12 protein-coding genes are annotated in these 14484 nt (G+C 37.0%); 1 reads left to right on the top strand and 11 read right to left on the bottom strand.

What is annotated here, in order from left to right; translation table 11 throughout:
- Nucleotides 1-68: 68 nt before the first annotated feature.
- From NG806_RS02615 to NG806_RS02590, 6 genes are all read right to left on the bottom strand, one after another.
- Nucleotides 69-1133, bottom strand: a complete 1065-nt coding sequence (locus NG806_RS02615) for a UDP-glucose--hexose-1-phosphate uridylyltransferase (protein ID WP_315941750.1) — start codon at nt 1131-1133, stop codon at nt 69-71.
- The gene (gene galK / locus NG806_RS02610; RefSeq protein ID WP_261511857.1) at nt 1102-2286 is read right to left on the bottom strand and encodes a galactokinase; all 1185 of its coding nucleotides are present in this window, start codon (nt 2284-2286) and stop codon (nt 1102-1104) included. Before galK ends, NG806_RS02615 begins: the two co-directional genes overlap by 32 nt.
- Nucleotides 2287-2389: 103 nt before the next feature.
- Nucleotides 2390-3349 (bottom strand): transketolase family protein, encoded by a 960-nt coding sequence (locus NG806_RS02605; RefSeq protein WP_261511856.1) that lies wholly within the window; start codon nt 3347-3349, stop codon nt 2390-2392.
- 11 nt (nt 3350-3360) lie between these two features.
- On the bottom strand, nt 3361-4209 hold the full coding sequence (locus NG806_RS02600; protein WP_214825938.1) for a transketolase: 849 nt from the start codon (nt 4207-4209) through the stop codon (nt 3361-3363).
- A 4-nt stretch (nt 4210-4213) separates the two neighbouring features.
- The gene (gene fsa / locus NG806_RS02595) at nt 4214-4867 is read right to left on the bottom strand and encodes a fructose-6-phosphate aldolase (RefSeq protein ID WP_261511855.1); all 654 of its coding nucleotides are present in this window, start codon (nt 4865-4867) and stop codon (nt 4214-4216) included.
- An 87-nt stretch (nt 4868-4954) separates the two neighbouring features.
- Nucleotides 4955-5827 (bottom strand): AraC family transcriptional regulator, encoded by an 873-nt coding sequence (locus tag NG806_RS02590; RefSeq protein ID WP_214825942.1) that lies wholly within the window; start codon nt 5825-5827, stop codon nt 4955-4957.
- Nucleotides 5828-6004: 177 nt separating this feature from the next.
- Between NG806_RS02590 and NG806_RS02585 the strand changes: the two genes are divergently transcribed.
- Entirely contained in the window at nt 6005-6598 is a 594-nt protein-coding gene (locus tag NG806_RS02585) for a hypothetical protein (protein ID WP_214825943.1), read from the top strand.
- A gap of 55 nt (nt 6599-6653) precedes the next feature.
- On the opposite strand, the gene NG806_RS02580 is transcribed toward NG806_RS02585, so the two are convergent.
- The 5 genes from NG806_RS02580 to NG806_RS02560 form a co-directional block, all read right to left on the bottom strand.
- On the bottom strand, nt 6654-8687 hold the full coding sequence (locus NG806_RS02580; RefSeq protein WP_261511854.1) for an alpha-glucuronidase: 2034 nt from the start codon (nt 8685-8687) through the stop codon (nt 6654-6656).
- 62 nt (nt 8688-8749) lie between these two features.
- On the bottom strand, nt 8750-9718 hold the full coding sequence (locus NG806_RS02575) for a glycoside hydrolase family 43 protein (protein WP_214825947.1): 969 nt from the start codon (nt 9716-9718) through the stop codon (nt 8750-8752).
- 28 nt (nt 9719-9746) lie between these two features.
- Nucleotides 9747-10868, bottom strand: coding sequence for an endo-1,4-beta-xylanase (locus NG806_RS02570; protein ID WP_261511853.1), 1122 nt, complete (start codon nt 10866-10868; stop codon nt 9747-9749).
- A gap of 205 nt (nt 10869-11073) precedes the next feature.
- Complete coding sequence (locus NG806_RS02565; protein ID WP_214825951.1) at nt 11074-12519, bottom strand: MFS transporter; 1446 nt, start codon at nt 12517-12519, stop codon at nt 11074-11076.
- A gap of 33 nt (nt 12520-12552) precedes the next feature.
- Nucleotides 12553-14460, bottom strand: coding sequence for a sialate O-acetylesterase (locus NG806_RS02560; protein WP_214825953.1), 1908 nt, complete (start codon nt 14458-14460; stop codon nt 12553-12555).
- Between the last annotated feature and the right edge of the window lie 24 nt (nt 14461-14484).

Here is a 14484-nt window from a genome sequence, read left to right as displayed (position 1 = left end):
AGAAAATCAAATTGGACTTCTTGATTATAATTCAATTAAATTTACAGTGCAAAGTTAAACACTTTTAATTATAGATTTTTGTAATGCACAATGGAAAGATTTTGTAATATTTCAGCACTCTGTTCTGGTGTGATATCTCGCTGTGATTCTGCCAGCATTTCGTAACCAACCATAAATTTTTTCACTTCACGGCTTCGCAGCAAGGGCGGATAAAAATGCATGTGGAAATGCCATTCCGGATGTGGTTTTCCATCAGTTGGTGACTGGTGAATTCCTGCTGAATACGGGAAAGAAATTTCAAAAAGATTATCATATTTGGTCGTCATAAGGCTAATAATCTCTGCCAGAGCATGCTTTTCAGGTTCAGAAAACTGCAGGATATTTTCAATTTTTTGTTTGCTGATGATCATCGTTTCGTATGGCCAGATCGCCCAAAATGGAACTAATGCTACAAAATGTTTGTTTTCCAGAACGATTCTTTCTTTAAGCTCTAATTCTTTTTTGAGATAGACTTCTAAAAGTGATTTTTTATTTTTATTAAAATACTTTTTAAAATTTTCCATCGTCTTCAAAACTGAAGAAGGAATTGAAGACTGTGCCCATATCTGCCCATGTGGATGGGGATTGCTACATCCCATTACATTGCCTTTGTTCTCAAAAATCTGAACATGATTAATATAATCTTCAGCTCCCAATTCCTCATATTGCTGTTGCCATACATCAACCACTTTTTTTATATCGTTTACTTCCATTTGCGGTAAAGTAAGACTGTGATTTTCAGAAAAACAAATGACCCTGTTAATCCCTCGTTCTGGCTTTAATAAAAAAAGATCAGATTGTTCTTCAGTAAATTCAACATCATCTTTCATCAATGAACCAAAATCGTTATCAAAAACATAGACGCCTTTATAATCAGGATTTCTTTCACCATTAACACGCAGATTTCCTGAACACAGGTAGCAATTTGGGTCGTGAATAGGAAGTTTTTCTTCGAAAACTTTTTCGGTTTGTCCTTGCCAGGGGCGGCTTGCTCTTTGTGGAGACACCAGGATCCATTCACCCAAAAGAGGGTTGTATCTTCTATGAGGATGTTTTTTCTGATTAAATGATAAATTCATTTCTTTCGTATTCATTGATTCCATCCGATATTTTCACGCGGTACACTTTCATTTCGATACCAAAATCTACCTTGTATTTTTGGGTTATTTTTTCAATCACATCATCTACATTCTCACTTTTAATAAGATTGATACTGCATCCTCCAAAACCGCCGCCCATTATTCTTGCGCCTAAGACACCTTCTTCCTTTAAAGTCTCCTCTACCATAAAATCAAGTTCTTTGCAACTCACTTCAAATTCAGTGGAAAGTCCGGAATGCGTTTCACTAAGAAGTGTACCCAGATATTTTATGTTACCTTCTGACAAAGCTTTGGCAGCTTTTTCAACTCTTTTGATTTCCTTTAAAAGATAAAGACTTCTTTTGTAGGAGGTCTCTCCTATTTCTGCTCTCACTTCATCCAGCATTGAAAAACTGAAGTCTCTGAATTTCTCAACTTCAGGAAACTTCTTCCATAATATCTTTTTAGCTTTATCAACATCCTTTCTCCTGTCATTGTAGCCGGAAGTAAGATGTGTATGTTTTACACAACTGTCGAAAAGCACCAGACTATAACCTTCTATATTGGCTTCGAAATACTGATGCTCCAGGGAATTGCAATCCAGCATTATCACTTGATGTTCTTTTCCAAAAACGGATGCGAACTGATCCATAATTCCACACTTCACACCGACAAAGGTGTGTTCGGATTTCTGACCAATGAGAGCTAAATCTTTCTTTGTTAAATTTAAATCAAAAAGTTCGTTGAGAATAAAAGCAAATCCGCATTCTAGAGCTGCTGACGACGATAAACCGGAACCCATTGGAATGGTACTGCTAAAGGCAATTTGTAAACCTCCGATCTTTTTTCCGCTTTCCTGAATAACATTAAATACACCCAATAAATAATTAACCCACATCTGTGAAACCGGACTTTGCTTTTGGGTGATATTAAAACTAAAAGAATCGTCAAAGTCTTTAGCAAAAAAGGTGCAATTTTCCGAATTATCAACTTTTCTTACAGCAAAGCAGATATATTTGTCAATAGCAGCAGGAAGTACGAAACCATCGCTATAATCTACGTGCTCACCGATGATATTAATTCGTCCCGGAGCCAGAAAAATACTTTCCGGCTCGGACTCGAATACCGATTGGAATGCTTCTATTGTATAATTGATTAATTTCTCCATTATCAATGACTGCAATTTTCTTTTTTTAAATGAATTGAGCCTTAAAATTTAATTCTAGCTTTTTGCCAGAAATATTTAAAAAAGAAAAGCAGGTATTTTTAAATTAATGAATTTTCCTTTTCATTGCTTTTTTTGCAGCTTCCACGATGTCACCGGCTGTAAGCCCATATTTTTCCATCAGTTGATCAGGTGTTCCACTTTCTCCAAAACTGTCATTTACCGCAACATATTCCTGAGGGGCAAGATATTCTGTGATCAAAAGGTGAGCAATACTGTCACCTAAACCTCCTAATCTGTTATGCTCTTCGGCAGTAACAACACACCGCGTTTTTTTTACTGAATTTAAAATAGCAGCAGCATCCAAAGGCTTTATAGTATGGATATTGATAATTTCAGCATCAATTCCCTGTTCTTCCAGGAGTTCTCCCGCTTTTATTGCTTCCCAAACCAAATGACCGGTCGCAACGATGGTAACATCTTTTCCTTCATTCACCATCCAAGCTTTCCCAATCTCAAAGTTTTGATTCTCATCCGTAAAAACAGGAATTACAGGTCTTCCGAAACGCAGATAAACCGGACCCTCATAATCTGCAATAGCAATAGTTGCTGCTTTGGTCTGATTGTAGTCGCAAGTATTGATAACAGTCATCCCCGGAAGCATTTTCATCAAACCGATATCTTCCAGAATCTGATGCGTTGCACCGTCTTCGCCTAAAGTAAGACCTGCGTGTGAAGCACAGATTTTCACATTCTTATCGGAATAGGCAACAGACTGACGAACCTGGTCGTACACTCTTCCCGTAGAAAAGTTGGCAAATGTTCCTGTAAACGGAATTTTACCTTCCGTTGCCAAACCTGCGGCAATACCAATCATATTCGCTTCCGCAATCCCGATCTGGAAAAAACGCTCTGGTGCTTTTTCTATGAATTTTTCCATTTTCAATGAACCGATAAGGTCAGCGCAAAGAGCCACAACCTCAGGATTTTTGTCTGCTAGTTCAGCAAGACCAGCTCCAAAACCACTTCTGGTATCTTTTTTTTCTGTGTAAGTATATTTTTTCATTTGATATCTGTTTAATAATCCCCCAAAGTTTCTTCAAGCTGATCTAATGCTTTTGCCAATTGCTCATCGTTAGGTGCTTTTCCATGCCAGGCGTGACTTCCCATCATATAATCTACACCGTAACCCATTCCTGTTTTCAGGAGAATACAAATCGGCTGGCCTTTTCCTGTCAACGATCTGGCCTCATCTAAAGCAATAAGAATTTCCTCCATATCATTTCCATTTTCTACTTCCAGCACATTCCAGTCAAAGGCTTCAAATTTGGATTTAAGATTACCTAAAGAAAGTACTTTTGAAGTCGGTCCGTCAATCTGTTGACCGTTATAATCTACAGTTGCAATCAGATTATCTACCTTATTGTGAGAAGCGTACATGATGGCTTCCCAGTTTTGTCCTTCCTGCAATTCGCCGTCGCCGTGAAGGGTAAATACTAAATTTTCATCTTTGTTTAGTTTTTTACCCACTGCATGGCCGATTGCTACCGACAAGCCTTGCCCTAGAGAGCCTGATGCTACCCGAACACCGGGAAGGTGCTCATGTGTGGTAGGATGTCCCTGCAATCTTGAATTTAGCTTTCTGAAAGTTGCCAATTCTGATTTATCGAAATATCCTGCGTGTGCCAAAACACTATAAAAAACCGGAGAAATATGGCCATTGGAAAGATAAAATACATCTTCCCCTTTTCCACTCATATTAAATCCTTCATTTCTTTTCATCACATCAAAATACAGAGCGACCAAAAAGTCTGCACATCCCAGCGAACCTCCGGGATGACCCGATTGACAAGCATGAACCATTCTTACTATATCCCTTCTCACCTGGGAAGCGATATTTTTGAGTTTTAAAAGATCGTGCTGCATATAATTATTTCATTTTTTTTGAATCTTTGATAAACTGATCCAACCCACTGTCTGTTAAAGGATGTTTCAGCAATGACAAAATGGGAGGCAAAGGACAGGTAACAACATCAGCACCTATTTTTGCACAATTGATAATGTGCATACTGTGTCTTACAGAAGCTGCTAGTATCTGTGTTTCAAAACCGTAATTATCATAAATGGTTCTGATTTCTTCAATTAAATTTAAGCCATCTGTAGAAACATCATCCAGCCTGCCTAAAAAAGGCGAAACATACGTTGCTCCGGCTTTTGCAGCCAGAAGAGCCTGTCCTGAAGAAAAAATCAAGGTACAATTGGTTCGGATTCCTTTTTGGGAAAAATATTTAATGGCTTTGATACCGTCTTTGATGATGGGAACTTTTACCACAATCTGAGGATGCAGTGCTGCCAATTCCTCTCCTTCTTTAACCATTTCGTCATAAGTAATTCCTATAACTTCGGCACTTACATCACCATCTACAATATCGCAAATTTTAAGATAATGGTTAAGAATATCTTCTTTTCCGGAAATCCCTTCTTTAGCCATTAAAGAAGGATTGGTTGTAACGCCGTCTAAAACACCCAAAGCATGGGCTTCTTCAATCATAGAAAGATTGGCAGTGTCTATAAAAAATTTCATAAAATGTTGTTTAATCTTTTAAGTGTTAAAAATACACTTAACAAATGAAATAAACAATTTTAGTTTAATTTATTTTGAAGAAAAGCATCATTGCATGACATAATTAAACTCTTTACGATATTGAGAAGGACTTTTCTTTATATATTCCTTAAAAGTTTTGTTAAAATAGCTGAAATTATTAAAACCGCTTTCAAAACAAACGTCTGTTATGCTTAATGGTTTTTCAGCGAGCAGTTTCAGAGAATGTGTAATCCGGTATTCATTTACAAATTGGGTAAAGGTTTTGTTGGTGATTTTCTTGAAATAACGGCAGAAAGAAGGCACTTTCATATTCGCCAAATCTGCAATTTCTTTCAAAGTTATCTGCTCTTTAAAATGATCTTTCACATAATTGAAGATATGATTGATCCTTTCATTATCCTCAACCTGAGTTTGCAGGTAATATTTTCCTGCATTAAGAATTCTGTAATTATCCGTGGCAGAAAGCTCGTGTAGAATTTCAAAAAATTTCAACAGCTTTTCTAAAGATTCTGACTGATGCATCTGCGAAATTTTTTTTCTCATTGCTTTTTTGACATCGTCGCCGAAGACCATTCCACTTCTTGATTTTTCGAGCATTGCGTGAATTTTTGCCATTTCAGGATTTTCCCAAATCTTTTCACCCAGAAAATCAGGCTTAAACTGAATCACCATTTCGTAATCGTTATTGGTATTTTCATTGGTTAAACCACAATGTGGCAAATTACTGCCAATCAGCACCAAATCACCATCAGTAAAGTATGAGATATTACTTCCTATCTGCCTTTTGCCGGATCCCCCTTTTACCAGGATCAATTCAACCTCAGGATGATAATGCCAAACGTGAGATTTGATATTCTCATTTCTCTGAAACTTAAGGCTCGTAAAACTGCTTCCTATATTAGGATTGACAGCTTCAAATGCGGGACTGTGGTGTTTCATAATTTAATTCTCAATCAAAGTTATAAAATAATATTTACAAAATTAACTGTTAATATTTAAATAATATACAATTAAGGTTAATATAGAACATAAATATGAAAATTACATTCTAAAATCCAACAGAGAAACACTATACATTTGCAGTATCAGTATCAGCAAACATAAAACACTTTTATTATGAATAATCTATTAAAAATCAGTCTATTTGTTGTGTTTATTTTAACTTCAGCAGATGTAATGAGTAAAGACAGAGACTTTTCTGTATCATTCGGAAATGTAAATTCTAAAACCTTTAGTTTTGAAGTGAGCAACGCGCAAAATATTTCCCTGTTTGTATACAATGATAACCAGGGAGAAATATATTCTGAGAAAATAGGAGATCAAAATTTCATTTCGAAATCATATAATCTTGAAACTTTATCCGACGGAACTTATTATCTGGTTGCAGAATCTGATTATAAAATTGAAAAATATAAAATCAGTATCCAAAATAAAAATCTGATGGTTGAAAAAAAACCGGTTACCGAAATCATCAAGCCGGAATTTACGATCAACGACAATATTGTAAAACTCAATATGCAAGACATGAAAGGTTCTGTAAACGTTTCTGTTCAGGATTTTTCAGATAATATCTACTATAGTGAAACTAAATTCGCAAAAAATGGCAAACTCAGTTTAACATTCCAACTGGATCCCAAAACCTCTCCAAGCTACATCATCGCAGTAGAGAAAAACGGTAATATATTCAGTAAAATTATTGCTCTTAAATAAAATATAGATTCATACATATTAAAAGCAGCTCTACCTTTCGGAAGAGCTGCTTTTTTTAATTATGATGTCCCATATTCAGTTTAATCTTCTTCAAATCTTCCAGTTCGTGAACCGGTCGTTCGATGTCATAAGGAATCGGCATCTTTGAATAGGTCTGAAAATACAACAGACAAGCGTCTTTCCACCACTCAGCGTCTTTTGCCTGAATTTTCAATTTAGACTGAACTTCTGTAAATCGTTCTTCATCAATATAAGGCTGAATTTTATCCCAGACTTTTTGATACCCCCGTACATTTTTAACCCCTGTATCATATTTGTATGATAATTCTTCCCACAAAGTTTTCCCATCCTTCATCTCATACTCCCAGGGAACATGATGAAACCATAGAATCAAGTTTTCTGGGCAGGTTTTGATATTTCCATAGATTTCATTTAATGGAGGAAAATAATCAGAAACTGCATTGCTTCCGGATTTTGTTCTGTCGAAACCGATTCCCATCTCATTTGCCTGATGATAATATACCGGCGACCAGTCAGGTCTTCCACTTTTATAATCTCCCCAAGGTTCAGGGCCATAATGATGTCCTGATGCAAAAATATGGTGCAAGCCAAGAGGCATCATATAATCCACTGCTGTTTCCCTTGAAGTGAGCATCATTTCTTTTACAGGATTAACGAATTTATCATTATCCGTAAATGTCATTTTGATCCATTCATCAGCAATCTGTTCAGAGGTCAGATCCCGGTTCCATGCCAAACGTCCGAATGCATACCAATTGGACTGTGCAAAATGATGTCCCGTCCAGTTTTTATCTTCCCCAATGTTAGAAACTGCCGAGATCGCCGAAATTTTTGCAGGTCTTAAAGTGCCATCCGTAATTTTAGCAATCGTAGAACCAGTTCCGTCAGAATAGGTATCACTGTCTAAAGTTTCCTTGAATAAGGGCGCGAGATAAACCAGATGGTTGGACTGCCCTAAATATTCCTGAGTAATTTGAAATTCAACCATTTCAGGAGTTTTTCTCAAAGCTCCAAAAAGTGGATTAAATGCTTCCCGGGGTTGAAAATCAACAGGTCCGTTTTTGATCTGAATAATAACATTATCTCTGAATTTTCCATCAAGAGGAACAAATTCCAGATAAGCCTGTCTTGCACGGTCTTCTTTACTTGGACTGTACACAAAAGCCCTCCACATGACGATTCCACCGTAGGGTTTCAAAACATCTGCCATCATATTCGCTCCGTCAGCATGGGTTCTTCCATAATCCTGTGGACCGGGTTGTCCCTCGGAATTCGCTTTCACCAAAAACCCGCCTAAATCTGGAATTAATTTATATATTTCAGAAGCCTTATCTTTCCACCATTCCTGAACATCTTTGTTCAAAGGATCCGAATTCTGTAATCCACCCAAAACTTTTGGCGATGAAAAATTGACTGAAAGATAGACTTTGATTCCGTAAGGTCTGAAAAGGTCTGCCAGAACTTTAACTTTTCCAAGATAATCTTTACGTAGCATATTTGGAGATGCATTCACATTATTAAGAACAGTTGCATTAATTCCAATCGAAGCGTTAGCTCTTGCATATTCTTCGTATCTGGGAGAAACTGAATGCGGTAAATCTTCCCATTTCCAAAGAGAATGTCCGGCATAACCACGCTCAATTGTTCCATCCAGATTATCCCAATGATTGAGAATTCTCACATCATACGAAGGTTTTTCTGTAATATTAAGATTTGTTAAAGCTGACTTTGTTTGCTGCAAACGTAAAATATGATAGACCCCATAGAGCAATCCGATTTCTTTTTCGGCAGAAATAACCAGTTTGTTCTGAATCGATTTTATCGTATAACCACCTTTTAAATTTTTTAATGATTTTTCCGTGCGAAGTTCAATTTCCTGACCCTGCCAATGATTCATTAATTCTTTTTTGGCAATCTCTAAAGTTGGATTGTTTCCTTTAGAAATAATTTTATCTGCTGAAACTCCATTTTTTGCAGGAAACCGAAGCCAAAGCAGACTTCCATCCTCGGCCAAAACCGTTAAAGGAATCATTAAAAACAATATGATGTATAATCGGAAATAACGCATTGGATTCTTTAATTTTTTTATTTAAATAACTGTTAAATGGGTTAAAAACCCATCCATATTGATTAATTATCAAGTCCTTCAATGGTTTTAATTTTACCATCACTGTCGTATTCGAGTTCAATGACTTTCATGCTTCTAAGCCATGTTTTTCCCTCGCTCGGAACACAATCATGGAAGAAAAGATACCATTTCCCGTTATATTCTACAATACTGTGATGGGTCGTCCATCCAACAACAGGTGTCAGAATTTCTCCCTGAAAAGTAAATGGACCATAGGGATTGTTTCCTGTTGCATAACATATTAGATGTGTATCACCGGTAGAATAAGAAAAATAATACTTGTTATTGTATTTATGCATCCAGGAAGCTTCAAAAAAACGATGCTTGTCGCCATGGAGTAAAGGATTTCCGTTTTCGTCAAGAATAAGAACATCTTTCGGCTCTTCTCCGAATTCCAGCATATCCTCTCTTAAAATAGCAATCTTTGAAGAAATTGCCTGTTCATCATCATTGGGAAGAATAGCAGATTCAAGGGCTTTGTTATTTCTGTAACGTTGTAATTGTCCACCCCAGATTCCGCCGAAATACATATAATGTTTTCCATCCTCTTCAAAAACACAGGGGTCGATGCTATAACTTCCCATCATCGGATGTTTCTCCGGAACAAATGGTCCGTAGGGCTTATCACTTACTGCAACACCTATTCTGAAGATATCGTTTTTATCTTTTAAAGGAAAATACATATAGTACTTTCCTTTTTTATACGCTACATCGCAATCCCATAACTGCCTTCCCGACCAGGGAATATCTTTCACGGAAAGCACAACACCATGATCTTTGATTTCACCATTTTCCACATCGTCTAAAGAAAAAACATGATAATCATTCATATCAAAATGATCTCCGTTATCATTCTCTTCCATTCCACTTTCCCAGTCATGTGACGGGTAGATGTACAATTTGCCTTCAAAAACGTGTACAGAGGGGTCTGCCATATAATCCTTCGGGAATAGATATTTTGCTTTTTTCATTGTTTTAATTAGAAGTTAGATATTAGAATTATTTTTCTTTTGTCAGCTGAATGATTTTTTCCACCACAGGTTTTGTCTGACCATTCCGGTCAAAAAGCAACGGATAGTCGGTTCTTCCTTTTACAGGAAAATCATTTTTCCACGATTGTGCATCGGTAGTACCCCATAATGTCACCCTTCTTATTTTATCCTGGTGTTTGATGAAGAGTCTGAAAAAATCCAGATAACGGTTTTCCCATTCTGTCTTTATATTTTCGGGAAGACCTGTCGTATAAGGATTCATTTTTGCCTGATATTCCACGGTATCTGAAACATTGGCAGAAGTTCCCCAAGGTGAAGGAAGTGCACTAATCTCCATTTCGGTAACATTCACTTTAATGCCGTTTGCTGCATAGGCTACAATTGCTTTTTCATATTCATCAAGCTTTGGTGTATCGAGACCAACGTGTGTCTGCATACCAACTCCATCGATACGAATTCCTTTGGTTTTCAATTTTTTAACCATTTTGCTAACAGTCTGAACTTTTTCGGGGTACCATTCGTTGTAATCGTTGTAATATAATTCTGCGTTTGGATCTGCTTCGTGAGCATACTGAAATGCCAAGGGAATAAATTCTTCACCAAGGATTTCGTAAAATTTACTTTTACGGTAAGAACCGTCTTCCATGATGGCTTCATTGACTACATCCCAACCTTTCACCCGACCTTTGTATCTGCTTACAACCGTAGTGATATGATTTTTCATCCTTTGTTTAAGAACTTCTGCTGAAATCTCTTTTCCATCTTTATCAATGAAAAACCATTTGGGCAACTGAGAATGCCAAATCAGCGTATGACCGATAATGAACATTTTGTTTTTCTCTCCGAAAGCTACAAATTTATCGGCATCATCAAAAAAGAATTTTCCTTCCTGTGGTTGCAGAAACATAGATTTCATACAGTTTTCTGCAACAATAGAGCTAAACTGCTTTTTAATGATCCCAACAGAATTGGCCTCTGTTTCGTCAATCTGCGGAAGGCTCATTGCTGTTCCGACGTAAAATTTATTCTTGAATGCATTTTTAAGGGTCACCGCAGAAGCTGCATTGCCTGCTGTCTTACACGATACGGTCAAGGTTAAAATTCCTAATAATGCTGCTATTTTTCTCATAAGCTTTTTATTTTCATTTGGCTTTGGATGAAACTTATTTTAAATTTTGACTAAAGCCATTTCCTTGTATTGTATTGAACGAGTTAAAGCCCATTCGTACTTATTTTTTATTAATCTCGCCAATATTTTTTGAACACTAATCATACGCAGTCCGGCTTAAACAGAGCTCTTTTTGCGAGAAAAAAAACATTTCTGATTTGTTTTTTTACTTTCTTCTTTCTTTAAGTTCTTGCTCGATTTTAATTTCCATCTTTTTATTGATTTCGTAAAACATCAGCAGTCCACACGCTAAAAAGAAAGGAATGGAAGGAAATACACTGACCAGCATTTTTGCACCTGCGGAAACTGTTTCCGGCTGTATCACGTTTACCGCACCTTCAGAGGAGATATAACCATACTGACCAATAATATATGCGACTAATGAGCTTCCGATGCTTAAACCTACCTTCAAGCCTACCATCATTGCCGAAAAAATAATGGCAGTTGCCCGTCTGTTATTTTTCCATTCGGAATAGTCCGCGACATCAGCAATCATTGCCCAAAGCAAAGGTGTACCGATTCCGTAAAAGAAACCGTGTAAAATCTGCGACAAAAACATCAATCCAACAGATTTTGGCGGATAGAAAATAAAGGCCACTACAAATAAAGTTGATATAAACAATGAAGCAATAAACGCATCTCTTTTGCCATATTTGTCTGCAAATTTTTTAGAGAAAGTGATTCCGACAATCATCATAATGATTCCTCCGGCATTGAAAAGTCCGAAACCTGCTGAACGTGCATCTTCACCAAAGAAATTCATCCCAATGGAATTGAAGAAATTGGTTATTGGTGATATAAATTGCTGAAGAGAAGCTTCATCTACATAGTTATTAAAATAATATACATACGAACCTCCCTTCATTGCCAATGTAATGAAAATCAATGCCGTAACCACCAACATTATAATCCAGGGCTTGTTTTTCTTTAAGTCTTTTAAATCAGCACCTAAAGTCGATTCTTGCTCCGGTTTTGGAACCACTCTTTCTTTGGTGGTGAAAAATGTTATCAGTAACATTGCTGTTCCTATAATCGCTAACCAAGTCATTACCACTTCGATTCCGGCCGCTTTATTGCCATGTCCTGCAGATAAAATAATCGGTAACATAAATACCTGAACAAAAAATTGCGCAAACATTACAGCTACAAAACGATAAGAAGAAATACTGTTGCGCTCACCCATATCGCCTGTGATTACACCACTTAAAGCAGCATAAGGTAAATTATTGGCCGCGTAAAGCAATAGTAATACAGAGTAAGTGACTGCTGCATAAATCATTTTTCCTTTATACGAAAAATCAGGAGTACTGAATGCTAAAAGCGCTGCTGCACCCAACGGAATGGCAGACAGCAAAATCCACGGACGGAACTTCCCCCACTTTGTTCGTGTTCGGTCTGCCAAAGCACCAATCATTGGGTTGAAGACAAAACCAGCCAATAATCCGACGGTGAGTGTAATGATAGAGGCATTTTCCGGTTTTAATCCATAAATATCTGTATAGAAATACGCTAAATATGTTACGAGCGTCTGGAAAACCAGATTGGCTGCTAGGTCTCCTAAACTGTAGCCGATTTTCTCAATAACAGATATTTTTTGGGATGAGTTGTTCATTTTAATAGTTTATAATTGATAAGTAATAATTGATTATTCCGTAGTAAACGGTGAAGCGGGAAGTCCGGATTTATTTCTAAGGTTTCCATCGGGATTATCTGCCCAGTCATAGCGGACAGCAAATGGTTCTTTTACAATGTCATTCCAGACAGTGATTCTGTTACCTTCGATTTTCGCCTTCGCCCACTCATATTTTCCATCCTTACTTTTGATTGCAAAACCTTTCAATTCAGAAACAGGCTCAAAATTATCCGTTCCAGATTTAAAAGTAAGAATAATTCTATTTTCTTGTACCTTCATTGATTGATACACTGGTCCATCTGCGATGATATTTTTTCTATAAGCCACTTTAAATGCCTGTAAAGCTAATCTTTCGCCAACTGATTTTTTATTTAAAGGATGAATATCATTCCATTCTCCTAAATCAATAATTACGGCAAGTCCTGTATTTGGAACTTTCAACGAAACCCGACGCTGTTGGTCTCTCAACTCTGCCCAATTGCTTTCCACAGGCTGAGTTTTCGGGTCCATAAAATTGGCCAGCTGTACGGTAAAAAACGGCATATCCTTATGATTCCATTTGTTTCGCCAATCCAGAATCATCGTAGTCAGTAGATCTCCGTATTCTTTTGGTTCTCCGGTATTACCTTCCCCTTGATACCAAATTACTCCTTTTATATTATAATTGATTAGTGGATTAATCATTGCGTTGTACAATCCTACTGGTTTCCAACGAATAAAAGTTTGTCCGGGAGCCATTTTTTCCATCTTGGCACCAACCTTATATTTCCATTCTGTTTTTAAATCTATTTTATTTCCATCGATTTCGATATAATAAGGTTTGTCGGCGATAAACTCTCCTTTTCCGCTTCCATTCGTAATCCTTGTGGCAATGATATTTTTGCCTTCTTTCAAAATGCCTGCCGGAATATCGTACCAGCGAGGCGGATATTCGTAGGTTACATTTCCTACTTTTACGCCATTAATGTACGTCACATCGGCATCTTTTATTCTTCCTAAATTTAAAAATGCTGTTTTTCCTGCCTGACTTTTAGTTAAGTTAAATTCTTTTCTAAACCAAACTGAACCTTCGAAAGGCCCTTCTTTATCTTCCCACGAACCGGGAATTCGCATCGTCTTCCAGCTGGAATCATCCAGGCCGAAACTTTCCCAGTGCTGATTCAATCCGATATCACTCTGGCTAAGCTCTGTATACCATGCTTTACTTAATGCCTGTTCTGTAGATTCTGTAGACTTAATTAACTCATCATTTTGCCATTTTTTTGCTTCATCCAGATATTCAGGATATTTTTTCAGAGAATTTTCATCCATCCACGACTGGATTGGTGCCCCACCCAGACTCGAGTGAATAATACCAATGGCAATTTTATTTTTTTCACTCAACTGCTTTGCAAAAAAATAGGCAACTCCAGAAAAATTAAGAATAGTCTGTGGATTTGTTACTTCCCATTTGCCGCCGTCAAGCTCAGTTTGAGGTGACTTGAAATTATATTTTTGAGGAACAGTGAAAAATCTGATATTCTGGTTATTTGCATTTTTAATTTCATTCGCATAAAGAGGTATCAGCCTGCGCATTGGCAGTTCCATATTCGACTGTCCGGAAGCCAGCCAAACATCACCGATGAGAATATTTCTCAATGTTACTTCATTAATGGTCATAACATAAGGCCCCCCTGCTTTCTGCTCAGGAAGCGTGATTTTCCAGTTCCCCGTTTGGTCGGAAGTTGTGCTGTATTTCTTATTGAAGAATTTAATTTCAATTTTTTCTCCGGCATCTGCTTTTCCCCAGATATTTAGTTTTTGATTTCTCTGCAAAACCATTCCATCTGAGACCAACGCAGGAAGTGTTATTTTTGCTTCAATGAAAATACAGAATAGGCAGAGAAGCAAGCTTAAAATTTTATTGAGTTTATTGTTCATATCGGATTGAAATATTTTGTAAGC

The sequence above is a fragment of the Chryseobacterium paludis genome (assembly GCF_025403485.1).
GTDB classification, from domain to species: domain Bacteria; phylum Bacteroidota; class Bacteroidia; order Flavobacteriales; family Weeksellaceae; genus Chryseobacterium; species Chryseobacterium paludis.
The sequence above is the reverse complement of the archived record's forward strand: the minus strand, read 5'-3'. Positions and strand labels throughout refer to the sequence as shown.